The 25364-nt window shown below is 64.3% G+C and carries 26 protein-coding genes; 11 read left to right on the top strand and 15 right to left on the bottom strand.

All coding sequences use genetic code 11. The features are described from left to right. Positions 1 to 54: 54 nt before the first annotated feature. The 3 genes from gyrA to ACVI1L_RS34215 all read right to left on the bottom strand — a co-directional run bounded on the left by gyrA (position 55) and on the right by ACVI1L_RS34215 (position 4157). The gene (gyrA, locus tag ACVI1L_RS34225; RefSeq protein WP_076828593.1) at positions 55 to 2781 is read right to left on the bottom strand and encodes a DNA gyrase subunit A; all 2727 of its coding nucleotides are present in this window, start codon (positions 2779 to 2781) and stop codon (positions 55 to 57) included. Between the two features lie 223 nt (positions 2782 to 3004). Continuing rightward, entirely contained in the window at positions 3005 to 3403 is a 399-nt protein-coding gene (locus ACVI1L_RS34220) for a DUF2306 domain-containing protein (protein WP_456784917.1), read from the bottom strand. 259 nt (positions 3404 to 3662) lie between these two features. Then, entirely contained in the window at positions 3663 to 4157 is a 495-nt protein-coding gene (locus ACVI1L_RS34215; protein WP_057018508.1) for a single-stranded DNA-binding protein, read from the bottom strand. 449 nt (positions 4158 to 4606) lie between these two features. Here ACVI1L_RS34215 and ACVI1L_RS34210 point away from each other — a divergent pair, with 449 nt between their 5' ends. The 4 genes from ACVI1L_RS34210 (at position 4607) to ACVI1L_RS34195 (ending at position 10045) form a co-directional block, all read left to right on the top strand. After that, positions 4607 to 5353 (top strand): outer membrane protein, encoded by a 747-nt coding sequence (locus tag ACVI1L_RS34210; protein ID WP_076828596.1) that lies wholly within the window; start codon positions 4607 to 4609, stop codon positions 5351 to 5353. 259 nt (positions 5354 to 5612) lie between these two features. Continuing rightward, on the top strand, positions 5613 to 6272 hold the full coding sequence (locus ACVI1L_RS34205; protein ID WP_076828598.1) for an outer membrane protein: 660 nt from the start codon (positions 5613 to 5615) through the stop codon (positions 6270 to 6272). A gap of 373 nt (positions 6273 to 6645) precedes the next feature. Beyond that, the gene (gene uvrA, locus ACVI1L_RS34200) at positions 6646 to 9633 is read left to right on the top strand and encodes an excinuclease ABC subunit UvrA (protein ID WP_456784916.1); all 2988 of its coding nucleotides are present in this window, start codon (positions 6646 to 6648) and stop codon (positions 9631 to 9633) included. Between the two features lie 10 nt (positions 9634 to 9643). After that, positions 9644 to 10045: a barstar family protein gene (locus ACVI1L_RS34195; protein ID WP_456784915.1), complete on the top strand. Its 402-nt coding sequence runs from the start codon at positions 9644 to 9646 to the stop codon at positions 10043 to 10045. A gap of 88 nt (positions 10046 to 10133) precedes the next feature. Here the strand turns inward: ACVI1L_RS34195 and ACVI1L_RS34190 are convergent, their stop codons facing one another. From ACVI1L_RS34190 to ACVI1L_RS34170, 5 genes are all read right to left on the bottom strand, one after another. Further along, on the bottom strand, positions 10134 to 10433 hold the full coding sequence (locus ACVI1L_RS34190) for a VOC family protein (RefSeq protein ID WP_456784914.1): 300 nt from the start codon (positions 10431 to 10433) through the stop codon (positions 10134 to 10136). A 186-nt stretch (positions 10434 to 10619) separates the two neighbouring features. After that, entirely contained in the window at positions 10620 to 10952 is a 333-nt protein-coding gene (locus tag ACVI1L_RS34185; RefSeq protein WP_141340418.1) for a PRC-barrel domain-containing protein, read from the bottom strand. A gap of 262 nt (positions 10953 to 11214) precedes the next feature. Beyond that, entirely contained in the window at positions 11215 to 12153 is a 939-nt protein-coding gene (locus ACVI1L_RS34180; protein ID WP_456784913.1) for a YVTN family beta-propeller repeat protein, read from the bottom strand. A gap of 2 nt (positions 12154 to 12155) precedes the next feature. Then, positions 12156 to 12695, bottom strand: a complete 540-nt coding sequence (locus ACVI1L_RS34175; protein WP_456784912.1) for an SRPBCC family protein — start codon at positions 12693 to 12695, stop codon at positions 12156 to 12158. A gap of 158 nt (positions 12696 to 12853) precedes the next feature. Continuing rightward, entirely contained in the window at positions 12854 to 13618 is a 765-nt protein-coding gene (locus ACVI1L_RS34170; protein ID WP_456784911.1) for an AAA family ATPase, read from the bottom strand. An 81-nt stretch (positions 13619 to 13699) separates the two neighbouring features. Here ACVI1L_RS34170 and ACVI1L_RS34165 point away from each other — a divergent pair, with 81 nt between their 5' ends. Next, positions 13700 to 14023, top strand: coding sequence for a hypothetical protein (locus tag ACVI1L_RS34165; protein WP_057018517.1), 324 nt, complete (start codon positions 13700 to 13702; stop codon positions 14021 to 14023). Positions 14024 to 14315: 292 nt separating this feature from the next. On the opposite strand, the gene ACVI1L_RS34160 is transcribed toward ACVI1L_RS34165, so the two are convergent. The 4 genes from ACVI1L_RS34160 to ACVI1L_RS34145 form a co-directional block, all read right to left on the bottom strand. Continuing rightward, positions 14316 to 15191: a DNA-binding protein gene (locus ACVI1L_RS34160; protein ID WP_253590296.1), complete on the bottom strand. Its 876-nt coding sequence runs from the start codon at positions 15189 to 15191 to the stop codon at positions 14316 to 14318. A 4-nt stretch (positions 15192 to 15195) separates the two neighbouring features. Beyond that, on the bottom strand, positions 15196 to 16836 hold the full coding sequence (locus tag ACVI1L_RS34155; protein ID WP_456784910.1) for an acyl-CoA synthetase: 1641 nt from the start codon (positions 16834 to 16836) through the stop codon (positions 15196 to 15198). Positions 16837 to 17046: 210 nt separating this feature from the next. Further along, positions 17047 to 17448, bottom strand: a complete 402-nt coding sequence (locus tag ACVI1L_RS34150; protein ID WP_456784909.1) for an SPW repeat protein — start codon at positions 17446 to 17448, stop codon at positions 17047 to 17049. A 180-nt stretch (positions 17449 to 17628) separates the two neighbouring features. Beyond that, the gene (locus ACVI1L_RS34145; RefSeq protein ID WP_456784908.1) at positions 17629 to 18573 is read right to left on the bottom strand and encodes a tetratricopeptide repeat protein; all 945 of its coding nucleotides are present in this window, start codon (positions 18571 to 18573) and stop codon (positions 17629 to 17631) included. 100 nt (positions 18574 to 18673) lie between these two features. Between ACVI1L_RS34145 and ACVI1L_RS34140 the strand changes: the two genes are divergently transcribed. Further along, entirely contained in the window at positions 18674 to 18946 is a 273-nt protein-coding gene (locus ACVI1L_RS34140; protein ID WP_229189821.1) for a GNAT family N-acetyltransferase, read from the top strand. A gap of 11 nt (positions 18947 to 18957) precedes the next feature. On the opposite strand, the gene ACVI1L_RS34135 is transcribed toward ACVI1L_RS34140, so the two are convergent. Further along, positions 18958 to 19749, bottom strand: coding sequence for a fumarylacetoacetate hydrolase family protein (locus ACVI1L_RS34135; protein ID WP_141340426.1), 792 nt, complete (start codon positions 19747 to 19749; stop codon positions 18958 to 18960). 101 nt (positions 19750 to 19850) lie between these two features. Beyond that, positions 19851 to 20264 carry a DUF3597 domain-containing protein gene (locus ACVI1L_RS34130; RefSeq protein WP_057018523.1) on the bottom strand — a complete coding sequence of 138 codons (414 nt, stop codon included), beginning with the start codon at positions 20262 to 20264 and terminating at the stop codon, positions 19851 to 19853. A 287-nt stretch (positions 20265 to 20551) separates the two neighbouring features. Between ACVI1L_RS34130 and ACVI1L_RS34125 the strand changes: the two genes are divergently transcribed. From ACVI1L_RS34125 to ACVI1L_RS34115, 3 genes are all read left to right on the top strand, one after another. After that, complete coding sequence (locus ACVI1L_RS34125; protein ID WP_076828616.1) at positions 20552 to 21463, top strand: DUF2189 domain-containing protein; 912 nt, start codon at positions 20552 to 20554, stop codon at positions 21461 to 21463. An 82-nt stretch (positions 21464 to 21545) separates the two neighbouring features. Next, a complete protein-coding gene (locus tag ACVI1L_RS34120; RefSeq protein WP_156436338.1) occupies positions 21546 to 21686 on the top strand; it encodes a hypothetical protein in 141 nt (46 codons plus the stop codon). A gap of 7 nt (positions 21687 to 21693) precedes the next feature. Then, a complete protein-coding gene (locus ACVI1L_RS34115) occupies positions 21694 to 22509 on the top strand; it encodes a lytic murein transglycosylase (protein WP_076828618.1) in 816 nt (271 codons plus the stop codon). Positions 22510 to 22654: 145 nt separating this feature from the next. Here ACVI1L_RS34115 and ACVI1L_RS34110 read toward each other — a convergent pair whose 3' ends face one another. Beyond that, complete coding sequence (locus tag ACVI1L_RS34110) at positions 22655 to 22939, bottom strand: hypothetical protein (protein WP_057018525.1); 285 nt, start codon at positions 22937 to 22939, stop codon at positions 22655 to 22657. 723 nt (positions 22940 to 23662) lie between these two features. Between ACVI1L_RS34110 and ACVI1L_RS34105 the strand changes: the two genes are divergently transcribed. Next, on the top strand, positions 23663 to 23815 hold the full coding sequence (locus ACVI1L_RS34105) for a DUF1127 domain-containing protein (RefSeq protein ID WP_016846063.1): 153 nt from the start codon (positions 23663 to 23665) through the stop codon (positions 23813 to 23815). A gap of 110 nt (positions 23816 to 23925) precedes the next feature. Then, positions 23926 to 25359 (top strand): methylenetetrahydrofolate--tRNA-(uracil(54)-C(5))-methyltransferase (FADH(2)-oxidizing) TrmFO, encoded by a 1434-nt coding sequence (trmFO, locus tag ACVI1L_RS34100; RefSeq protein WP_456784907.1) that lies wholly within the window; start codon positions 23926 to 23928, stop codon positions 25357 to 25359. Positions 25360 to 25364: the final 5 nt, after the last annotated feature.

Genomic DNA, 25364 nt, shown 5'->3' with positions numbered 1-25364 from the left:
CCTGTTGCGCGCCCGTTGGCTGCATTCGGGCTGGGGTTCTCCGAAACGGCGGCGCTAGCCGCCGTTGCCGTTTTCGCCGTTTTCCTCTTCAGGAATGTGCTCGACCGAGACCACGTGCTCGTCCTCGGCGGTGTCGAACACGATCACGCCCTGGGTCGAGCGGCCGGCGACGCGGATATCGGCCACCGGGCAGCGGATCAGCTGACCCTTGTCGGTGACCAGCATGATCTGGTCGGCGTCCTCGACCGGGAACGACGCCACCAGGTTGCCGTTCCGGTTGTTGACGCTCATCGCGACGATGCCTTTGCCGCCGCGGCCGGTGGTGCGGTACTCGTAGGACGAGGTCCGCTTGCCATAGCCGTTGACGGAGACGGTCAGCACCACCTGCTCGGCCGCCGACAGTTCGGCATAGCGCTCCTGCGACAGCTGGATCGCATTCGCGGTCTCCTCGCCCTCGGCCTCGACCGGCTCCTCGGTCGCGGCCTCGCCGGCCACGGCGCGGCGCATCTTCAAATAGGCCGAGCGCTCGTCCGAGGTGGTCTCGACATGGCGCAGGATCGCCAGCGAGATCAGCTTGTCGGCCTCGGGCAGCGCAATGCCGCGCACGCCCATCGAGGTGCGGCCGGTGAAGACGCGCACATCGGTGACCGGGAAACGGATGCACTGGCCGCCGGCGGCGGTCAGCAGCACGTCGTCATGCTCGGTGCAGATCTGGACGTCGACGATCGCCTCGCCTTCCCCGAGCTTCATGGCGATGATGCCGGAGCGGCGCACGTCGACGAAGTCGGACAGCTTGTTGCGGCGAACGGTGCCGCCGGTCGTCGCGAACATCACGTCGAGATTGGCCCAGGAGGATTCATCCTCCGGCAGCGGCATGATCGTCGTGATGCGTTCGCCCTGCTCCAGCGGCAGGATGTTGATCAGCGCCTTGCCGCGCGCGTTTGGCGCGGCCATCGGCAGCCGCCAGACCTTCTCCTTGTAGACCTGGCCGCGCGACGAGAAGAACAGCACCGGCGTGTGCGTGGAGGCCACGAACAGGCGCGAGACGAAATCCTCGTCGCGGGTCTGCATGCCGGCGCGGCCCTTGCCGCCGCGGCGCTGCGCCCGATAGGTCGACAGCGGCACGCGCTTGACGTAGCCCGCATGCGACACGGTGACGACCATGTCCTCGCGCTGGATCAGGTCCTCGTCCTCGACCTCGCCTTCCTGCTCGATGATCACGGTCTTGCGCGGGGTGGCGAACTGCTGCTTCACCTCGGCCAGTTCGGTCTTGACGATGCCCTGCACGCGGGCACGCGAACGCAGGATGTCGAGATAGTCGGCGATCTCGGCCGCGAGCTTGTCGAGCTCTTCGGAAATCTCGTCGCGCCCCAGCGCGGTCAAGCGCTGCAGGCGAAGGTCGAGGATGGCCCTGGCCTGCTCCATCGACAGCCGCAGCGTGCCGTCCTCGTTGATGCGATGCCGGGGATCGTCGATTAGCGTGATCATCGCCTCGACGTCGCGTGCCGGCCAGTCGCGCGACATCAGGGCCTCGCGCGCGGTGTTCGGATCGGGCGAGGTCCGGATCACGCGGATGATCTCATCGATGTTGGCGACCGCGATCGCAAGGCCGACCAGGATGTGGGCGCGGTCGCGCGCCTTGCCGAGCAGGAACTTGGTCCGCCGGGTCACCACCTGCTCGCGGAACGCGACGAAGATGGTGAGCAGGTCCTTCAGATTCATCGTCTGCGGACGGCCGGAATCCAGCGCCAGCATGTTGGCCGGGAAATTGGTCTGCAGCGGTGTGAATCGGTAGAGCTGGTTCAGCACCACGTCGGGCACCGCTTCGCGCTTCAGCTCGATGACGACGCGATAGCCGTCACGATCGGACTCGTCGCGCAGGTCCCCGATGCCCTCGATCTTCTTCTCTTTGACGAGATCGGCGATACGCTCGACCATCGTCGCCTTGTTCACCTGATAGGGAATCTCGGTGATGATGATCGCTTCGCGATCCTTGCGGATGGTGTCGATCGTCACCTTGCCGCGCATCACGATCGAGCCGCGGCCGAGGTGGTAGGCGCTGCGAATGCCCTGACGGCCGAGGATGACGCCGCCGGTCGGGAAGTCCGGTCCGGGAATGATGTCAATCAGTTCGTCGATCGTGAGCGCCGGATTGTCGATCAGCGCCACGCAGGCGTCGACGACCTCGCCGAGATTGTGCGGCGGGATATTGGTCGCCATGCCCACGGCGATGCCGCCGGCGCCATTGACCAGAAGGTTCGGGAACCGGGCCGGCAGAACCGACGGCTCTTTCTCGGAGTTGTCGTAGTTCGGCTGGAAATCGACCGTCTCCATGTCGATGTCAGCCAGCACTGCGAGCGCCGCCCGGGTCAGCCGCGCTTCGGTATATCGATAGGCGGCCGGCGGATCGCCGTCGACCGAACCGAAATTGCCCTGGCCGTCGATCAGCGGCACGCGCAGTGAGAAATCCTGCGCCATGCGGACCATCGCGTCGTAAATCGACTGGTCGCCATGCGGGTGATATTTACCGATCACGTCGCCGACGACGCGGGCGGATTTGACGTATTTCTTGTCCGGCGTATGTCCCTGCTCATGCATCGAATAGAGGATGCGCCGGTGCACCGGCTTGAGCCCGTCGCGCGCATCGGGCAGCGCACGCGACACGATCACGCTCATCGCGTAATCGAGATAGGACTTCTTCATCTCGTCGAGGATGGAAACGGGACGAATATCTGAGGGTCCCGGCGGCTCGCCGGGCTTGTGGTCGTCGTTATCGGACAAAGGGGAAATCCGGTCGGTTCTACTGGGGAATCATATAGCCCATCGGAGGCCTGATAACCACCCTTGCGCGGCTCCGGCAAGCCGTTTTTCCGTTCGTTTTTTCATGCACTTACGGGGGAGCGCCAAGGTTCCCACGGCTTGGTCGGGAAGCGCGTGGCGAATGGCGAACAGCAATGGAAAAATCCCCTATTCGCCACCCGCCATTCGCTACTTGTCTCTCCCGTCAGTGGCCGAAGACCACCGCGTGCATGATCCGCCCGGGGATGAAGGTGAACAGTCCGGCGATGAGCAGTGCGCCAAAGAAGATGCCGATCATCATGAACCTGTGGCGGCGGACATTGTGGCTCCGTGCGGCCGTGACGCCGAGCGCCAGCATGGCGAGCGAGAAGATCGACAGCAGGTGGATCGGGCTCCAGGGACCGACCAGCTGGATCTGATGGATCCAGAACGAGCTTCCGGCGACCACCAGCATCAGGATCACCCAGATCCAGCCCAGGGTCCGGTGCGGCAGCGTGCCCTTGGGGGCGGCGAGCTGGATGGAGCCGAGCACGAAGGCGGCCATCGCGGCAAAGGCGTGGAGCGGGATCGCAGGCGCGGTGTCGAGCAATGGCGCGAGGCTCATGATGGCCGGCCCTCGGGTGAAGCTCGCGGCCAAGCATCAAATGCCGCAGGCCAATGTAAATATCATTTACATCAGGCTGTGTCAAAGTCCAGGGAACCCGCATCCCTTTACGTCGAACCACCGACGTTCTGACAGAGAGTTACCGGGTTATCCTCATATTCCACACGAGGAAATTGCTGGTGCCGATCGCAACGACCGTTCCGGGAAATGATCTTCACGGAACGGCGCCTGACGGAATCGACGGAAGCGCGACCGCTGCTCAGAACGGGATGTCGTCGTCCATGTCGCTGTTGCGGCTGCTGCCACCACCCGCGGCGACGGCGCGGCGCGGCGCCGAGCTGACCGGTCCGGCCGAACCGAAATCGCTGCCGCCATCATCGGAGAAGCTGCTGCCCCCACCGCCACGCCCGTCGAGCATGGTGAGGTTGGAGTTGAAGCCCTGCAGCACGACTTCGGTCGAGTACTTCTCGACGCCGCTCTGGTCGGTCCATTTGCGGGTCTGCAACTGCCCCTCGATGTACACCTTGGCGCCCTTCTTCAGATACTGCTCGGCGACCTTGCAGAGGCCCTCGTTGAAGATCACGACGCGGTGCCACTCGGTCTTTTCCTTGCGCTCGCCGGTGCCCTTGTCGCGCCAGGTTTCCGAGGTGGCGATGGAAAGGTTTGCGATCGGACGGCCGTCCTGCGTCCGCCGGATTTCCGGATCCTTGCCGAGGTTTCCCACCAGGATCACCTTGTTCACGCTTCCCGCCATCGCATCATCTCCACTCAAAAACCGGGCGTCCGGACATTCGGCCGCCACTCTCAACCTTCGCCACTTACGTCGCAGGCGTCGTGGATGACCCTATACGCCGGTGCCGGCTCGCCGCCTTTGCCGTCGCGCCGGTTATCCACGATATTCGAGATATAGCATCGGATCCGGCGTCGTTCCAGTTTTGTTCGCCACAACCATCCGTAGAAGCGGCCAGTGCCGTCGGAGCGGCAGTCGATCTCGGTGCAGGCCGACGCTCGGCAGCAAGATTTAGGAAAACAACAAACAAATCAGCAGCTTGCCTTATCGATACTTCTCCCGCGAGTGTTGCATTTGGGAGACTGCGTTTGCGGTTGAATCAGCGTATAGCTCCAACCATGGCGCGGGCGCTCGCGTCTGGGATCGTGCTTCGGGACCGTTTGGAAGCCGATCGGGGTGCTGGGGGATTGATAATGAAGAAGTTTTTGCTCGGTACGGTTGCTCTGATTGCGTTTGCTGCGCCTGCCGCGGCTGCCGATCTCGCTGCGCGCCCGTACACCAAGGCGCCGCCGCCCGTGGTTGCCCCGATCTATGACTGGACCGGCTTCTACATCGGCGCCAACGGCGGCTGGGGCTCGAGCCACAATTGCTGGGACCAGCTCCCGGCCGGCATCTTCCTCGCATCAGATGGTTGCCATGATGCAACCGGCGGCGTCGCCGGTGGCCAGATCGGTTATCGCTGGCAGGCTGGCGCCTGGGTGTTCGGCCTCGAAGCGCAGGGCGACTGGGCTGACCTGAAGGGCAGCAACAACAGCGCGATCTTCCCGGGCCTGTTCACCAACCAGTCCAAGATCGACGCGTTCGGCCTGTTCACCGGCCAGATCGGTTACGCCGTCAACAACGTGCTGCTCTACGCCAAGGGCGGCGCGGCGCTGACCGACAACCGCTTCAACACCTACTTCACCCCAACCGGCGTGCTGGTCGGCAGCGCCAGCGACACCCGCTGGGGCGGCACCGTCGGCGCCGGCATCGAGGTCGGCTTCGCGCCGAACTGGACCGCGGGCATCGAATACGACCACCTGTTCATGCAGGACAAGACCTATAACCTGATCGCCCCCAACGGCACGCTGAACAGCACCATCCGCGATCGCCAGGACGTCGACCTCGTTACCGTCCGCGTGAACTACAAGTGGGGTGGTCCGGTCGTCGCGCGCTATTGATCGCGCCAGGCCGATTGATCCAGACGAAAGGCCGGCCTCGCGCCGGCCTTTTTGTTTGCGCGCCTGTTTGTGCGCCGGCTTTTTCGTTGCGTGTGCACGCGCACCTCACCGGGGGCCGTTTTCGGTGCGTTGTGGTTTCGCGGATACACACGTTCCGGCATTTCTCTGTAGAAGCACCAGCACGTCACGCGACACTGCTGTGACGCTCTCTTCAAGATATCTGAAGGGACAACAAGAAAATGGGACTGGGACTTTGAAAATGAGGACTGTTTTGCTGGCCTCGGCCGGCATGTTTGCACTGAGCGCTTTTGCACCGGCAATGGCCGCCGACATGGCGGCACGCGCGCCTTACGTGAAGGCTCCGCCGCCGGCCGCGATCTACAACTGGACCGGCTTCTACGTCGGTGGCTTCGGCGGCTACGCCAGCGAGAACTCCGGCACCCCGAGCATGGAAGGCGGCTTCGGCGGCGGCACCATCGGCTACAACTGGCAAGCCGGCAACATCGTGTACGGCCTCGAGGTCGACGCCGCAGGCGCTGACATCGACGCATCGGTCTCCGCGCTCGGCGTCACCGCCCGCAGCAAGATCGACTCGCTCGGCACCGTGCGCGGCCGCCTCGGCTTCGCCGTCGACAAGGTGCTGTTCTATGGCACCGGCGGTTACGCCTGGGCCAACAACGAGGTCAGCGTCACCGCGCTCGGCGTGACCGCCTCGCAGAGCAACTTTCACTCCGGCTGGACCGTCGGCGCCGGCGTCGAGGCGTTCATCGCGCCGCAGTGGTCGATCAAGGGCGAATACCTGTATCGCAGCCTCGACAGCGAGAACTATTTCGGCGTGCCGTCCGGTACGCTCGAGCTGCACAGCGCCCAGTTCGGCGTCAACTATCACTTCGGCGGCCCGATCGTCGCCAAGTACTGAGACAAGTACTGAGCGAATTACTAACCGCCATCGGCGGTCAGATCGCACTGAAAGGCCGGCCTAGCGCCGGCCTTTTTGCGTAAGCGCGTTTTCGAGCGAAGTGGATTCCGGTTCGTGTCAAGAAAACGCGTCACAGCAGGAATCCAGAGCTCCCGTTCCGATCCCATCGAAGCGGGAAACGGCTCTAGCGGAACCGGCGCTGCTGACGGCTGCTGCCATCAGGCAAACTATCCGTTGATGGACGCGACTCAGCACTGGAAATTGTCCACCGTTCTTCCTACGTTCCAGTCTTCACACCCCATCGGCGCAAGGTCCCGGCATCACCGGCGATGCGCGCCCAAAAGGCGCCAAGCATGCGCCCGGAACTGTCGCTATGGATGAAGTGCTCAAGGCGAAGCGCCAACAGAACGCCAGCTCCTCATCGCGCGCCATCACGATCCGTGGCGCGCGCGAACACAATCTGAAGAACATCGACGTCGAGATTCCCCGCGACAAGCTCGTGGTGTTCACCGGGCTGTCCGGCTCCGGCAAATCGTCGCTCGCGTTCGACACCATCTATGCCGAGGGCCAGCGCCGCTACGTCGAATCGCTGTCGGCCTATGCGCGCCAGTTCCTCGAGATGATGCAGAAGCCGGATGTCGACCAGATCGACGGCCTGTCGCCGGCGATCTCGATCGAGCAGAAGACCACATCGAAGAACCCGCGCTCGACCGTCGGCACCGTCACCGAGATCTACGACTACATGCGCCTGCTCTGGGCGCGCGTCGGCGTGCCCTATTCGCCGGCCACCGGCCTGCCGATCGAGAGTCAGATCGTCTCGCAGATGGTCGACCGCGTGCTGGCGCTGCCGGAAGGCACCCGCCTCTATCTGCTGGCGCCGGTCGTGCGCGGCCGCAAGGGCGAGTACAAGAAGGAGCTCGCCGAGTACCTCAAGAAGGGCTTTCAGCGCGTCAAGATCGACGGCACCTTCTACGAACTGTCCGAGGCGCCCGCGCTCGACAAGAAATTCCCGCACGACATCGACGTCGTGGTCGACCGCATCGTGGTGCGCCCCGACCTCGCCCAGCGCCTCGCGGAAAGCTTTGAGACCGCGCTGAAGCTCGCCGAGGGCCTCGCCGTGATCGAATACGCCGATGCGCCGGCGGCGGCCGCCCAGGACGACAAGAAAGAGGACAAGAAGAAGACCGCGAAGATCCACGACAAGAGCGGTCCCGAGCGCATCCTGTTCTCGGAGAAGTTCGCCTGTCCGGTCTCCGGCTTCACGATCCCCGAGATCGAGCCGCGCCTGTTCTCGTTCAACAACCCCTATGGCGCCTGTCCGGCCTGCGGCGGCCTCGGCGTCGAGCAGCATATCGACGAGGACCTGGTCATCCCCGACAAGGAGCTGACCTTGCGCAAGGGCGCGATCGCGCCCTGGGCGAAATCGTCCTCGCCCTACTACATCCAGACCCTGACCGCTCTCGGCAAGCACTACAAGTTCACGCTCGACACCAAGTGGAAGGACCTCACCAAGAAGGTCCAGAACGCGCTGCTGCACGGCTCCGGCGACGACGAGATCAAGTTCTCCTATGAGGACGGCGTCCGCTCCTACGACACCAAGAAGCCGTTCGAGGGCGTCATCACCAACATCAACCGCCGCTACCGCGAAACCGAGAGCGAGTGGGCGCGCGAGGAGCTCGGCAAGTATTTCTCCGACGTGCCCTGCGAAGGCTGCAACGGCCACCGGCTGAAGCCGGAGGCGCTGTGCGTCAAGATCGGGGCCAAGCATATCGGCGAGATCTCCGAGCTCTCGGTCAAGCGCGCCGGCGAATGGTTCGAGACGGTGCCGGAGGCGCTGAACGCGCAGCAGAACGAGATCGCCGCGCGCATCCTGAAGGAAATCCGCGAGCGCCTCACCTTCCTGCTCGACGTCGGCCTGAATTACCTGACGCTGTCACGCTCCTCCGGCACGCTGTCCGGCGGCGAGAGCCAGCGCATCCGCCTCGCCTCGCAGATCGGCTCGGGCCTGACCGGCGTACTCTACGTGCTGGACGAGCCGTCGATCGGCCTGCACCAGCGCGACAATGCCCGCCTGCTCGACACCCTCAAGAGACTCCGCGACCTCGGCAACACCGTGGTCGTGGTCGAGCATGACGAGGACGCCATCCGCCTTGCCGATTACGTGCTCGACATCGGGCCCGGCGCCGGCATGCATGGCGGCCACATCGTCGCCGAAGGCACGCCCGACCAGATCATGCGCAACCCGAAATCGCTGACCGGCAAGTATCTCACCGGCGAGCTGTCGGTGCCCGTGCCCGACCGGCGGCCGCCGAACCACCGGCGCACCATCAAGGTCGTCAACGCCCGCGGCAACAACCTCAAGAACGTCTCGGCCGAAATCCCGCTCGGCCTGTTCACCTGCGTGACCGGCGTCTCCGGCGGCGGCAAGTCGACGCTGCTGATCGACACGCTGTACCGCGCCATCGCCCGCAAGCTGAACAACGCCAGCGAAGGCGCCGCGCCGCACGACCGCATCGAGGGCCTCGAGCACATCGACAAGATCATCGACATCGACCAGTCGCCGATCGGCCGCACGCCGCGCTCCAACCCCGCGACCTATACCGGCGCCTTCACGCCGATCCGCGAATGGTTCGCCGGCCTGCCGGAGGCGAAGGCGCGCGGCTACGAGCCCGGGCGCTTCTCTTTCAACGTCAAGGGCGGCCGCTGCGAGGCCTGCCAGGGCGACGGCGTCATCAAGATCGAGATGCACTTCCTGCCGGACGTCTACGTCACCTGCGACACCTGCAAGGGCAAGCGCTACAACCGCGAGACGCTGGAGGTCCTGTTCAAGGGCAAGAGCATCGCCGACGTGCTCGACATGACGGTCGAGGAAGCCGCCGAGTTCTTCAAGGCGGTGCCGCGCGTGCGCGAGACCTTCCAGACCCTGCACCGCGTCGGCCTCGACTACATCCATGTCGGCCAGCAGGCGACGACGCTGTCGGGCGGCGAAGCCCAGCGCGTCAAGCTGGCGAAGGAATTGTCAAAGCGCGCCACCGGTCGCACGCTCTACATCCTGGACGAGCCGACCACCGGCCTGCACTTCCACGACGTCGCAAAACTGCTCGAGGTGCTGCACGAGCTGGTCGCCCAGGGCAACACGGTGGTCGTGATCGAGCACAATCTCGAAGTGATCAAGACCGCCGACTGGGTGATCGACCTCGGCCCCGAAGGCGGCGACGGCGGCGGCGAGATCGTCGCCTGGGGCCCGCCCGAGGACATCGTCAAGGCCCCGCGCAGCTACACCGGCAAGTTCCTGGCGCCGGTGCTTAAGAAGGCGAACAGCAAGCCGAGGAAGAGCTCAGCGAGCGAGGCGGCGGAGTGACACAGGCCGGGTGAGCGAGCCGCAAACATTCATCTCGTTCGAAGATGAGGGCGCGTCGTCCCCTGCAGCGGTGCGCGCCAGCATCCTTGAAAATGTGACGAGCAAAGCGGCGCTCTTGGCCACGCTCGCTGCACAGCTCGAATTTCCCGGTTACTTTGGGAGCAATTGGGATAGGTTCGAGGAATGTATCCGCGATCTCTCGTGGTTGCCGCACGGTCCCGTGCTTGTAATGCATGCTGATGTGCCGCTGGTTGGCGACCTGCCGAACGCGATGACCTACGTTGCGATACTGAATGACGCTGCTCGCAAAATGTCAGGATCGAAAGACCATCCGCTTTCGGTTGCATTTCCCCTCAGATATCGCGACCAGGTCATGTGGCTGCTTCGAGCAGACCAGGCCCGTAGCAAGTAGCCTGGATGAGCGAAGCGATATCCGGGGCCTCTCGCGGCCAACAATGTGACCGGTCCCGCATATCGCTTCGCTCATGCGGGCTACACACTTAGCTCCCACGGTAGGTGGCGATCTGCCAGACGTTGGCCCAGGCATCCCGCACCATCGCGCGTCTGTCGCCATAGGGCGTATCCGCAGGCGGCTCGATCGATTCAGCGCCTGCCGCGATCGCCCGCCGATAGGTCTCGTCCGCGTCTCGAACATAGACGTAGAGAAAGGCCGACATCGCCTCGCGGACGCCTCCGCCGTCGCTGATCAGGATGATCGAGTCTCCGATCCGGATTTCCGTTGGCGCGCCGGAGCGGACTTCGCCCTGCGCATCGAAAACGTCTCGAAGAAATCTGGCCAAGCCAGTGAGGTCGCGGGTGACAATTCGCGGTATGACGGAAGGCCAGCCTGCGGGCTTGAATTGGGGCATGTGCCTGACTTAGTAGCCCGCATGAGCGGAGCGATATGCGGGGTCTATCAGCCGAGCAAGTTGACCGCTCCCGCATGTCGCTTCGCTCATGCGGGCTACGGTCTCTCAACCGCTCTGCTACACCGCCCAATAGTTCGGGTGCGTGTACGATCGCGAGCGGTCGCCCCAGTCGAATTCGTCGCCGTCGAATTCGGAGGGTCCTGACCGCAGATCATCCAGCGTCACCTCGGCCTCGAAGGCCTGCCGCACAGGATCGAATCGCAGCGCGGTCCATCTGACGGGATAGTGGTGGTGGGTACTCAGCACGCCTCCGGTCTTGATGATGGCATAGGCCACCGTTCCGCTCACCTTGTCGAGCATCAGCCGCTCGATCGACCCGAGCTTGGCGCCATCGCGCCCGAAGACGCAGACATGCTCGACCCGGTCACTGGGCACCAAGGTATGATGCATGGCATCCTCCCTGTGTTCCGCTTATTTGCCCGATAGTATATGCCTGCCGCGCTGGCGAGCCAATGGGGCGCGGCTCGGCGACAGGCCGCAGGGGCCGGTTGGCTCTATCCTGCGGCGGCGGACGCTTGCACAATTTCGGAATAATAAAAACGTACCGCTGATTTGCCCGACGCGTCAAGTCGCTTTTCCGAGTCTCGACGGCAGCCTGCTCCTTTGCATGGGGTTGTTTTCGATATTTTGGGACACCCCACGCACCTTCCCCCTACTCCGTCCGTCTGAGGAACGCCCCGAACGCGCGCGGGCCGTCGCCGACCTTGACCTCGCCAATCACCTTCAGCTCGGCGGCGTCGATCATGCTCAGCGTGTTGCTTTCCCAGTTCGCGACCAGGATACGCTTGCCGTCGGCGGTCGCCTCGATGCCTTCGGGGTAATCGCCGACCGTGATCCGCTTCACGGGCTGCAACGTCGCGAGGTCGAACACGCTGACCTTGCCGTCATACTGATCGGTGACGAAGCCGCGGCCCTGCGCCAGCGCAACCGCATAGGGGCGCAGACCGACATGGACGCGGCCGATCTCACGGGCGGTCGCGATGTCGATCACCGAGACGTCGTTGGTGCCGACATTGGCGGTGTAGGCGCGCTTGCCATCGGCATCGATGGTGACACCAAACGGCCGACTCCCGACCTTCACGATCCCCCTCCGCTCGCGCGAGGCGGTATCGATGATGGAGACGCTGTCATCGTCGCGATCCGCCGACAGCAGCAGCAGCCCATCCGGTGTCACCGCCAGCCCGGACGGCGATGCACCGACTGCGATACTTGCGACGACACGCCGCTCTCTGGCATCGATCACCCGCACCGCGGCGGCGTACCAGTCGGCGACATAGACCATCGCGCCGTCGGGCGCGACCGCGATGCCGAGCGGCCCGCCGCCGACATCGACCCGGCCCACCACCTTTCGCGCCGACGCGTCGACCACCGTGACCGCCTTGGCATCCGGGCTGGTCACATAGGCGAAGCGGCCGTCATTGCTGACAGCAACGCCGGCGGGCTTGCCGCCGATCGCGATGGTCGCAACCGGCTTCGAGGTCGCGAGATCGACCACGGTAAGGTCGTCGCTGAGCTGGTTGGTGACGAACGCCTCTTCGGCGCGCGCGGCGCCGAGGCTGGCAAGCAGCGCGACGAGCGCAATCGCGCGCACGCTCAGGTCCCGCTCTCGATCTTCTTCTTCAGCGCTTCGAGCCCGGCCTTGTAGAGCCCGCTCACCGCCTTCACCGCGGCCTCGTCGCTCAGCTCCGGCGGCGGGTCGTTGTTGGGAAAGCCGCGATAGAACGCGCCGTTCCATTCCAGCTTCGACTTGCCGTCGGGCGCCGGCGACACCGTCAGCGTCGAGGAATAATTGGTGACCGGCAGCACCTTCACGTCGACCGCCGTGATCCGGTACGAATAGCTCATCATCTCCGGCTCGTATTTGTAGAGCTCCTCGTCGACGGTGGCGCCCGGCCCGAGCGTCAGCCGCCGCTTGGCGCCGATCTCGTTGCCCTTCTCACCCTCGGTCTTGGTGACGCCGGCGAGCCAGCTCATGTCCTGGAAATTGCCAATCACCGCCCACACCTTGGCCTGCGGCGCATCGATCTCGATGGATTCCCGCACCTTCTGGCGGGTCGGCCCATGGGCCCAGGCGGCCCCCAATACGGCCAATGCCGCCACCACCACGAAAGTCCGTGCGATCGTCCGCCTCATCCTTGGTCCTCTCCCGATGTGTGTCGGCCCTGCGCCGCCTGGCGCATGCCGCAGTTTATGATTGGAGGTTCTAGACTAGACCGGCAACCTGCTTCTTGCACCAGAGCGAACTCGCACCCGCCGGCTTCCCCGGGAGGCAAGCCTGCCGGGCGGTGGTCTCAGTCCTCGATCGCCGCCTCGACGAACCCCTTGGGGTCGTCGCAGAACTCGCGCATCAGCCGGTAGTGATCGGTGTCCTTCAGGCCCACCGGCTCCAGCCCACATTTGGTAACCCGCAACAGCGTCGCGTTCGGATACGCCATCAGCATCGGCGAATGCGTCGCCATGATCACCTGGCAGTGGCCGGTGCCGTTCATCTGGTGCAACAATTTGAGGAATTCGACCTGACGCGACGGCGACAGCGCGGATTCCGGCTCGTCGAAGATGAAGATGCCCTGCCGCTTGCAACGCTCGTTGAAGAAGCGCAGGAAGCCCTCGCCGTGGGAATAGGACAGGAAGTTCGGCGGCACGTCCCCGACATCCAGCGCGGCCTCGTCGACGTAGCGCGCCACCGAGAAAAAACTCTCGGCGCGGAAGAACCAGCCATTCGTGATCTTAGGTAGCCAGCTGGCACGCAGCGCCGACGCAAGCGAGCCGCCCATCTTCTCAACGGCATTGCCGTGGTCGACCGCGCGATAGCCCTTGCCGCCGCCGGCGTCATCATAGCCGGCCATCACGGCGATGCCTTCGAGCAGCGTCGATTTGCCGGTGCCGTTCTCGCCGACGATGATCGTGATCGCCTTGTCGAAGCTCAGCTCGAAATCGTCGCGCAGCAGCGGCAGTACGAACGGATAGGCATCGCGGTTCGGAATTCGCGCAGGATCGAGCCAGACCCGCTTCAGATACGGCGCAGGCATGTTGATCGGGCGGTTTCGTCTGGCCATGTGCGCGGATCCGGGGAAACAATGGCGGGCGGCCCAGTTTATGATAAGAGCCCGCAACAATCCTAGATGGCCGGATGCCCCATGCCCAGCAAGTCTTACGCACTCTTCCGCAAGGCGATCCTCAACGAACAGCAAGCGGTCTGCATCTATGACGGCCGGCCGCGCGAACTCTGCCCGCACATCATCGGCCACAACAAGAGCGGTGAGGAGGTCGTGCTGGCCTGGCAGTTCGCCGGCTCGAGCTCGGGCCAACTGCCGCAATGGCGCTGCCTGCGGCTCGCTCACGTCACCGACATCAGCCTGCGCAACGGTCCTTGGCACGAGGGCGGATCGCACCGCACCGAGCAGACCTGCGTCAGCGAGATCGATCTCGACATCAACATCGATGTCCGCAAGCGGCGGTGAGCGGCCCATGCGCCCCCTGGTCAAGAGAGGGCGGCGAAGGCGGCAAGCCTCGGACAATTCATGTCGCGAGAATGCGGATATGTGACTCGCAGATCGCGCAACAAATTAGGTGTCGTCCCGGGCAAGCGAAGCGCGACCCGGGACCCATAACCACCGAAGGTCATTATTGCATAACGCTGGAGCCACAGCTCGCTTCGACAACGAATGTCTGTGGTTATGGGACAGCGGAGGCCGCGGCGCGATATCGGCTCCGGCGAACGCCAGGACGACCGCCGGGAGAAAGCACCCGCCCCTACGGCTGCTCCGCCTCCTCCAGCACTTCCAGCGCCAGCTCCATCGTCATCAGCACCGGATTGTCGCCGCGCACCAGGCGTCCCTCGGCGATGCCGCCGAGATAGTCGACCAGTGCGATGTCGAGTTCGGCATGCAGCCGGCCATCCGCGTCCGGTGCGATCTCGCCCGCGGTCACCGCGAGCTCGGTCGCGAAGGGCACCACGCTGTGGCCTTCGGTGAAGACGGCGCCGATGGTCGAGCCGACGCCGCCATGCAGCCGCGCGCGCAGGATGCCGTGCTGGCGGCAGAAGCCTTCCAGCGCGCAGGCAAAATCCTGGTTCGGCCTCAGCCGCAGCGCGAAGGCATGGCTCGTGGTCCTGGCCCCACGCGGCTCGGCTGCGACCGGACCGAACAGCTTGAAATTGGTTTCGCTGTCCGCCTCGGCCAGGAACGTCGCGCCGTCAATCCCGAACGCGTTCACCTCGAACGGCTCGGCGACAATGGTTTCATCCGGCAGCATGTGGCCGCCATTGAAACGGCCGTCGGCCTCAGTCCACAGGCCGTGGCAATGAAAGAACGGCGCGCCGTCGCGTTCGCCGAAGGTCAGCGCCGCGAGCTTGAGCCGGGTCACGCCGTCGGGACGGAACGTGTCGCTGTAGAACGCAGCGTTGACGCCATCCTTCGACAGCGCCGGCATCACATAGGCGAACGGCCCGAGCGCGCCGCTTTTCGCGCTCAGGACGCCGCTGCAAAAGCCCTCCGCCGCAAAGCCGCGGCGCACGGCTTCGAGCAAGGGAATGCCGGCCTCGAGCACGAATGAAAAGGCGCGGCCGCGCGCGCTGACCCATTGGATGCGCTCTGGATGCGGAGCGCCAGGCTGGGCGATGCTGCGCATCGCCTCACGCTCCCGTCGATTTGGCGATCACCTCGAGCAATCCGCGCGCCTCGAGTTCGTCGCGGATCAGCCGCTTCGGCACCTTGCCGTAGCCGGACTTCGGCAGCGCCTCCCAGAAGAAGAAGCGTTTCGGCATCTTGTAGCGCGGCACTTTTGGCGCGAGATAGGCGGCAAGCTCCGCCTCCGCGACCGCCTCGGCGCCCTCGCGCGCGACGCAGACGGCGACGCCGACCTCGCCCCAGAAGGGATCGGGTACGCCGAGCACCGCGACCTCGCCGACCGCGGGATGGGTCAAGAGCTTCTCCTCGATCTCGCGCGGATAGATGTTGGAGCCGCCCGAGATGTACATGTCGGAGGCACGGCCGGTGATGTAGACGAAGCCCTCCTCGTCCATGTGGCCGAGGTCGCCGGTGCGGAACCAGCCGTCGCGAAACGCCTTCGCATTGGCCTCGGGGTTGTCGTAGTAGCCCGCGAACACGCCGGGACCGATCACGCAGATCTCGCCGGTCTCGTGCGCTTTCAGCTCGCTGCCATCGTCGCCCTGGATCGAGACCTGCATCCCGGTGCGCTCGAAGCCGCAGGTGCCGATCCGCGCATGCGGCCCGTCCTCTGGATCGTGCAGGCCGGGCGGCAGCACGGTGATGTTGCCGGTGACCTCGCCGAGACCGAAATACTGCACCAGCACGCCACCGAGCTTGTTCAGCGCCGCCTTCTGGTCCTCGCGATACATCGGCGCGCCGGCGTAGATGATGTAGCGCAGCGAGGAATGGTCGTGCTGGTCGGCGGCGGGATGCTCGACCATCATCTTCAGGATGGTCGGCACCGTGAACATGTTGCTGACGCGATGCTTGGCGATCAGCCGGAAGGCTTCGGCGATGTCGAACTTCTCCGACGGCAGCAGGATGGTCGGCACGCCGCGCGCGGTCTGCACCAATTGATGTACGCCGGCGCCATGCGACAGCGGCGCCACCACCAGCGAGGCGTCCTCTTCCGTGGTGCCGGGCATCAAGTCGGCGAGATGGTTGGTGATGACGAAGGCCATCTGGCCATGGGTCAAGACCGCGGCCTTGGAGCGGCCGGTGGTGCCGGAGGTGAAGAAGAACCAGCAGGGATCGTCATAGTCGACGGCAACGTTCTCGACCACAGCGCCGGCGTGCTTGGCGATGACGTCGCCGAGCGTCGCCTCGCCGAACGTGCCCTCCTCCCCGATCCGCCAGACGAATTCGAGCGCGGGATTGGCGGCCGCCTTGGCATGTTCGGGGAAGTCGGCGTGGCACAGAAACGCCTTGGCGCCGGAGGCCGCCGCGAGATAGGCGACCTCGTCCGGCATCAGGCGGAAATTGGTCGGCACCCAGACCGCGCCGAGCCGGAAGGCCGCGAACATCGACCAGAACATCTCGTCGCAGTTCTTGGAATGCACCAGGATGCGGTCGCCCTTGACGATGCCGCGCGCCGCCAATGCCGCCGCCAGCGCCGAGACGTTCTGGTCGATGTGACGCCAGGACCAGGCCTTCTCGTTCCAGACGAAGCCGGGGCGATCGCCGTGGCGGCGGGCGTTCTGGGTCAGGATGTAGGCGAGGTTCATCACCCGGCGCGACACCCGCGCGATCCCGCCGCGCGGCGCGGCAGCAGCCGTCCCGCTCATTGCCGCCCCGCCGATACGCACAACAGACAGGGCAAGGTCAGGACGATCATCGGGTATTTCCTCGGTCAGAACCGGGCGTCTTCAAGCGCCGCAAGGGATTGGTACCGCCCGGTTTATCGCCAAGCCGCCGCCTTCGGCAAGGCCCGCCGGGCGCGGCCCGATGATACCGCGCGCCGGCGGCGGTCAACCCGTTGTTTTCTGCCCAGCCCGCTACTGCGTGTGCTTGGCAAGTTCCTGCTCGCTCAGGTTCCAGTCCTGCCACAGCTGCAACGCGCCTATAAAAGCGACCAGCGCGCCGAGCAGGATGTGCCAGAACTGCAGCGCGTGGTCCTCGGCGTAACCAAAGACCATGGGCGATGCCATCAGCCAGATACCGAGCAGGATGCTGGCCACCTCCTCCCAGCGGTGCAGCGCGACATATTCGAGCTGGGCGATGCCGAGCACCAGCATGCCGACGATGAAGCTGTTGAGGACGAGGTGGCTGCGCTCGATATCGACGGCGCCGCTCACCTGCATCGGAAACCAGGGCGAGACCATGATCAGCACGCCGAGCAGCATGCCGAGCCAGTCCTCCCAGGGACGGTGTGTGTTGAAGAAACGATTGTCCGACATGACGAACCTCCTCCGACAAGAGGCATACGTCGGCGGCCGGCTCCGCCACTCCGTACCAGACGACCATCCAGCCGCATCAGGGGCGTATGTCTGTCATCAAACGTAATCGAACTGCATCCATCCGCAAGGCCCGTCCCGCGTATGTGCGACGCGGCAGGTGCGATCGTTGCCGGCAGGATGTCACCGCGCTCCGCCGAGCCGCGCCAGCGCTCCCTTGGCGCTCTGCAAATCGGGCTGCAGCTCGAGCGCCTTGCGGAAATCGGCCGCCGCGCCCTTCTTGTCGCCGAGCCGCAGCTTGGCCTGGCCGCGATTATTCCAGGAATAGACGTCGTTCGGATCGTATTGCAGCGCCTTGTCGTAATCGGCGAGCCCGCCCTTGTTGTCCCCTTGAAAGAGACGGATCATGCCGCGGTTGCGCCAGCCGCGCGCATCGGTCGGCGCGATCCTCGCAGCCTCGCCATAGTCGGCGGCGGCGCGATCGAGCTGCTCGGTATCGCGATAGACATTGCCGCGGTTGATGTAGGCGAGCACGTTGGGCTCGAGCTTGATCTCGGTGGTGAAGTCGGCGATCGCATGCGCCGCGTCGCGCTTGCGGTAGTAGACGAAGCCACGATTGCCATAGGCGGTGGCGAGCTGCGGATTGTATTTGATGGCGAGGCTGAGATCGGCCAGCGCGCGGTCGAGATCGCCCTTGTTGAGCCAGGCATCGCCGCGATTGTTGTAGGCCAGCGCAAATGCCGGATCGATGCGGATCGCCTCTTCGTAATCGGCAATCGCATGATCGAGATCGCGCTTGAAGGCGTAGACGCGGCCGCGATTGGTATAGGCGCAGGCGTAGGCGGGATCGAGCTTGATGGCCTCGTTGGGGTCGGCGAGCGCTGCATCGAGCTCGCGCTTCTCGGTCAGCCCATGGCCGCGATTGCAATAGGCCCCGGCCAGCCGCTTGCCGGTCTCGGTCTTGCCGTCGATCACCGTGGTGCAGGCGGCCACGCGGTCGCCGGGCGCCGTCGTCATGCCGACGCAGGTCTGCCAGCTCGGATCGTCGCCGGCGGCGGCTTGCGGCGGGTCTGGAAGCGTCAACGCGGCGCCGAGCAACACGGCGGTCAGGCAGGCCAAAATGCGCATATCGTCAATCCGCAAATGCCAATTTGCGGGTTGGTCGCGGCTTTGCATCGGCGGGTTCACACGCTTACATCAGGGCCTGCGAATCAACCGGGATTTTGCGATGGCCGCCGTCCGCGACAACAGGGACCAAAACCGCTTCGAACTCGACACCGAGGGCGGCCTCGCTTTTGCGAATTACCGGCGGACGCCCGCGGCCGTGATCATCACCCATACCGAGACACCGCGCGCCCTGCGCGGCCGCGGCATCGCATCGGAGCTGGTCAGGGGGGCGCTGGAGCTGATCCGCACCGACGGCCACAAGGTGATCGCCGGCTGCGGCTTCGTGGTCGACTACCTCAACAAGCATCCGGAATACGCGGATCTTGCAGGTTAGAGCCCTGCCCCTCAGACGATCTTGATCGACATATCGGGCAGGCCCTCGAGCTTGCACAGCAACACGTCGCCCTTGACGACCGGGCCGACATTCTCCGGCGTGCCAGAATAGATGATGTCGCCGGCCTTCAGCTCGAAGGCCTCGGAAAGCTTCGCGATCTGCTCGGCGACGCTCCAGATCATGTTCTTCAGATCCGAGCTCTGCCGCACCGTGCCGTTGACCGCGAGCGATATCGCACCTTGCGTGAAGTGGCCGGTCTTATCAGCCGGATGGATCGGCCCCAGCACTGCGGCATGATCAAAGCTCTTGCCGATCTCCCACGGCTTCTTTTCCGCCGCCATGCCGTTCTGCAAATCGCGCCGCGTCATGTCGAGGCCGAGCGCGTAGCCATAGACGTGGTCGAGCGCCTTGTCGGCTGGGATGTTGGTGCCGCCGGATTTCAACGCGGCGACCAGCTCGACCTCATGGTGATAGTTCTTGGTCAGCGACGGATAGGGATGATCGGCGACCGTGCCGATCGCGACATTCTGGATCGCGTCGGTCGGTTTCTGGAAGAAGAACGGCGGCTCGCGGGTCGGATCGGAGCCGCGCTCGATCGCATGCGCCGCGTAGTTGCGGCCGATGCAGTAGATGCGGCGGACCTGGAACACTTCGCTGGCGCCAACGATCGGGATCGTCACCGCCGGTACCGGAAACATCGCCTTCGACGCGGTCTCGGCATGGGCCGGCGCGGATTGCGCGGCGGCGCCGGCCAGTGCGAGGGCGCCGGTCGCAAGCATCGTCCGGCGATCGAGATCAGTCATGAGCGTTCTCCTTCTTGTTCGCCGATCTATAGATGCTCGCCGATCGATAAAAAAGGCCCGCGCTGGCGCGGGCCCTGGCCGTGGGCGGGATGATGATCCGCTCAGTGCTTGATGTCCGGGGGCAGCTTGCCGCCATTGGCCGCGAGCTTCGTCATCACCTGCTTGTGCAGCCAGATGTTCATGCTGGCGGAATCGCTGGTGTCGCCGGAGTAGCCGAGCTCCTTGGCGAGCTCCTTGCGCGCCGACAGGCTGGAGTCGATGTCGAGCGCCTTCATCAGGTCGACGATCGAGGTGCGCCATTCGAGCTTCTCGCCCTTCGCGGCCACCGCCTTGTCGAGAATGGGGGCGACGTCAACGGACTGCGCGGGCGCTGCGCCGGCCGGCACCGCTGCAGGAGACGACGATGCACTGCCGGATCCACCGGCGGGAGCTGCGCTTGTGGCCGATCCGCCTGCGGGCGCGGCGCTGGCGCTGCTACCGAAGATCGCGCCCATGATTTTTCCGAAAATGCTCATCGTTCGCTCCCAAGACTGTTGAGATGTGAAAGCCAGACGGCGCTGGGACGCCTGACCGCGGTCGCAGTTGAAGTCTATAGCCCCCTCCATAGCTTGCCAATGCGACATTCACTTAAGCGTGAGTGCTTTTGCCACGGTTTGGGAGTAGCCTTGCCGAACAGTTCGCGACACGGCCAGTTCCCTGCTCTGTCTTTCGCGTCTGGCTTGCTCGTGATCGCTTCGAGAGGCGGTACGTTTGTGCCCTGTTGCGGGCGCAGAATGCGACCGCCCAGAGGGAGACAACGACCATGGCCACGTCATACCAAGGCAATGTCAGTTCGATGACGCAGAGCGGACAAGGCGCCGCGTCTGCGCCGGTCATCCGCACCATCGGCCTGTCCGATTTGCATCATGCGCTGCGTCTCGGCTGGGAAGACTTCAAGGCGGTGCCAAGTCACGCCATCGTCCTCTGCCTGATCTATCCGGTGCTCGGCCTCGTGCTTGCGCGGACCGTGCACGGCTATTCCGTGCTGCCCCTGCTGTTTCCGCTGGCCGCGGGCTTTGCCCTGCTCGGCCCGTTTGCCGCCATCGGCCTCTACGAAATGAGCCGCCGCCGCGAGGACGGCGGGGAAGCATCTGCGTGGGATGCCATGGAGGTATTCCGCTCACCGTCATTCGGCGCGATGCTTGGGGTCGGAACGCTGCTTTTCGCACTGTTCGTGACCTGGATCGCCACCGCCCAGGCCATCTACACGGCGGTGTTCGGCTATGAGACCGCGGCCAACATTCCCGATTTTGCCGCGCGCGTGCTGACCACCCAGCAAGGCTGGTGGCTCATCGTGGTCGGCTGCGGCGTCGGCTTCCTGTTCGCGCTCGTCGCGCTTTGCATCAGCGTGATCGCCTTCCCCATGATGCTCGACCGCCAGGCGACCGCCGGCGAAGCCATGGTGACGTCGATGCGCGCCGTCGCACAGAACCCGGTGCCGATGGCGGCCTGGGGCCTGATCGTGGCAGTGCTGCTGGTGCTGGGCACGATCCCGTTCTTCCTCGGGCTTGCCGTGGTCATCCCGCTGCTTGGTCACGCCACCTGGCATCTCTATCGCGAGGTCATCGTCAAGGATCCGAATGCGCGGCCGGTGATCCCCGAACCGCGCGAGCGCAAGCCCGCCGCGGACTTCCCGGCCAATCTGTTTCCGTGGCGGCGCAGCGATCGCGGCTAAGCGCCGCTAACCGGATTCGTAAACGTCAAAGCAACCGCCGGCCGATATGTTCGGCCGGCGGTTTGTCGTTCAGGATCGTCAAATGGGTGTGAAACTGGCGTGGCATTTGCAGCGCGGCCTGAGAAAAAGCGGCTCGGTCACGAGCCTTGTTTTGGCCGCTGTTGCCGCGAACATACCCGCCGCCTTGCGCGACCAATCGATGACATCGCAGACTCCGGAGTGAATTGCCTATGACCTCTCGCTCTTGCTTTCGTACGCTCGCCATCGGCGCGTGGCTCCTGACCTCGACAGCATCGGCGCTGGCCGCTCAATGCGGCACGGGCACGTTCGAATCCTGGCTCGACGATTTCAAGAAAGAGGCTGCGACGAAGGGCATTTCGCAGAACGCGATCCAGGCCGGGCTGGCTGGCGTCACGCAGGACAAGGCGATCCTCGCCCGCGACCATTCGCAGCAGGTGTTCAGCCAGACCTTCGAGCAATTCTCGGGCCGCATGGTGCCGCCGCGGCTCAATCGCGGCTCCGACATGATGAAGCGCTACGGCTCGGTACTGTCGCGAATCGAGGAGGCCTACGGCGTACCGGGCGAAATCCTGGTCGCGATCTGGGGACTGGAGACCGATTTCGGCGTCAACACCGGAAAGTTTCCGACCATACGTTCACTGGCGACGCTCGCCTATGATTGCCGCCGCTCCGACATGTTCAAGGCCGAGTTGATGGATGCCTTGCGCATCGTCGAGCGCGGCGATCTGCCGCCGCAGGAGATGCGCGGCGCCTGGGCCGGCGAGATCGGCCAGACTCAATTCATGCCGTCGTCCTACATCAAGTTTGCGGTCGACTTTGACGGCAACGGCAAGCGCGACCTCCTGCACAACGTGCCCGACGTGCTGGCGTCGACGGCGAACTATTTGAAGAGCTATGGCTGGAAGAAGGGCAAGGGCTGGGAGCCCGGCAGCGAGAATTTTGCGGTGATCCAGCAGTGGAACAAGAGCGAGGTGTACGCCAAGACGATCGGCTACTTCGCCACCCAGCTCGCCAAGGCTCCGTAGCGCTTTCACACCAGCTCGCGTGGCGCAGCGAGCCAAGGACGAGGCCACCCTTCTGCTCTGACTAGATCAAAGCCGGTCCAGCTACGGATGAATCAAAAAGGGCCGACTGCCCCAGGCAATCGGCCCCTATCGCCATGATCAAAACCTACTTCGCCATGCTGGCTTCGGCAGCCTTGCTGAGATGCGCGCCGCAAGCACCCCACTGGTTGTTCAGCATCGCGTCCTGAGCGAGCGAGACTTCCTTCTCCGCCGCGAATTTGACCTCATTGTCAGCCATAGCTTCGACTGCAGCTTCGGTCTTGCCGAGATTAGCACCGCTGCAGCCGAGGCCCGCGTGATGACGATGCGCGGCCTGAGCGGGAGCGACAGCGTAGGCAACGGCAGCCACGGTGGCTGCTGCGATCAATGTCTTAATCATGGGATGATCCATCTGTTGTTCTTGGACAGATCCCAGCGTGATTGCGGAATCTGCGGAACGATTATTCGCTGTTCCCGACACCGTTCAGAATGAACTTCGCGCGATACAAACGTGATGAGCGCTGCGCGCGCATCGCGCATGCGTTGCATAGTGTTTTGATTACATGTCGGTAAGGAAGCGGCGCCGCAATAGCTTTGCTCGACGTGTTCACTTCAATCGAGCTGCACTTCCGATAATCAGCAGCGCGCTCGCGCGGCAGGCGAAAAATCTGAGCGGGCGGAAGGGCCGAACTACCTCCGAGGTCAATGCGACTGATTGACGCTGCGTCCGCCTAGGTGCCAACCCTATCATGCTATGAATATTAAATCATTCATACAGCAATATTCCGCATGCGAATCACGCATGGAACACGCCGCCGTGATCTGGCGTCAGCCGAGCGCCATCCCTTGACCGAACGGTCTGTAATTACCATATGAACGGCGTAGTTCAAGTCACCGCCATTCTCCTAACACACTGATCTCAAGAAGATTTTGACGCCGTCGCCCGGCTCTGCGGAACTTTGGTCCACTGGACCTGGCTCGATGCGCCAAACGGTTAACCGGAACTTACTGCCGCTATGCGTTTTGAGCTTAGCTGCATCGCAACATCGGAACTACCGCACTGCACTATATCATCTATATTCACTTCAACGATGAGGCTTTTGAAAAGCTGAATCAGAATTACTAGGAGACTACCATGTTGCTCTCGCTCATCCGCATGATCCAGGCTTTCCGGGATTATCAGCGCAATGTCAGCGAACTGTCCCAGCTCAGCGATCGCGAACTCGCCGATATCGGCCTCGACCGCTCGGACATTCCGCGCGTTGCCGCCGGCACCTACAACGGCTAATCGGCCGCAAGCCATCTGCTAAACGGATAACGCCCGCTTCCACAGCGGGCGTTGTCGTTTGTGGTGCGGTTTCAGATGCATATGAGATCAAAACGCGCTAACGCTGCGCGATGACACCGCATCAATCCCCTTCCCAACCCGTGCACATCGTGGGCGCGGGGCTCGCCGGCTCGGAAGCCGCCTGGCAGGTCGCCAATGCCGGCGTCCGCGCCGTGCTGCACGAAATGCGCCCGCACCGGATGACCGAGGCGCATCGGACCGAAGGCTGCGCCGAACTGGTCTGCTCGAACTCCTTCCGCTCCGACGATGCCGCCAACAACGCGGTCGGGCTGCTGCACGCGGAGATGCGGCGGCTGGGCTCCCTGATCATGCGCTCGGCCGACGCCAACCAGGTGCCCGCCGGCGGCGCGCTGGCGGTCGACCGCGACGGCTTTTCGGCCGCCGTCACCAAGGCGCTCAACGAACATCCGCTGATCGAGATCAGCCGCGAGGAAGTCGCAGGGCTGCCGCCGGCCGACTGGAGCAACGTCATCGTCGCGACCGGCCCCCTCACCTCGGCACCGCTTGCCGACGCCATCAGGCTTCTGACCGACGAGAGCGCGCTGGCATTCTTCGACGCGATCGCGCCGATCGTGCACAAGGATTCCATCGACATGTCGGTGGCCTGGTTTCAGTCGCGCTACGACAAGGTCGGCCCCGGCGGCACCGGTGCCGACTACATCAACTGCCCGATGACGAAGGAGCATTATGACGCCTTCGTCGCGGCGCTGCTCGACGGCGAGAAGGTCGACTTCAAGGACTGGGAGACCAACACGCCCTATTTCGACGGCTGCCTGCCGGTCGAGGTGATGGCCGAGCGCGGTCACGAGACGCTGCGCCACGGGCCGATGAAGCCGGTGGGATTGACCAATCCGCATAACCCGACCGTCAAGCCGTATGCGATCGTCCAGCTGCGGCAGGACAACAAGCTCGGCACGCTCTACAACATCGTCGGCTTCCAGACCAAGCTGAAGCACGGCGCGCAGCAGCGCGTGTTCCGCACCATCCCCGGCCTCGAGAACGCGGAGTTCGCCCGCCTCGGCGGCCTGCATCGCAACACCTTCCTGAATTCGCCGAAGCTGCTCGACGGTCAGCTGCGTCTGCGCGCGCAGCCGCGGCTGCGCTTCGCCGGGCAGATGACAGGCTGCGAGGGTTACGTCGAGTCGGCCAGCGTCGGCCTGATCGCCGGCCTTTGTGCCGCCGCCGACATGCGCGGTGCCGCGCTGACGCCGCCGCCGGCGACGACCGCGCTCGGCGCGCTGCTCGGCCACATCACCGGCGGCCACATCGAAACGATCGAGGCCGGTTCGCGCTCGTTCCAGCCGATGAACATCAATTTCGGTCTGTTCCCGCCGCTGGCCAGTGCGCCGACCAAGAAGCCGGACGGCTCGCGGCTGCGCGGCAACGAGAAGACCGTCGCCAAAAAGCAGGCGATCAGCGCGCGCGCGCTCGCCGATCTCGACCACTGGATCGCAGAGCATCTGCGCGTTGCGGCAGCGGCCTGACAGTC

It is taken from the genome of Bradyrhizobium sp. USDA 4516 (genome assembly GCF_054055915.1).
This window is presented reverse-complemented; position numbering and strand designations above follow the sequence as displayed.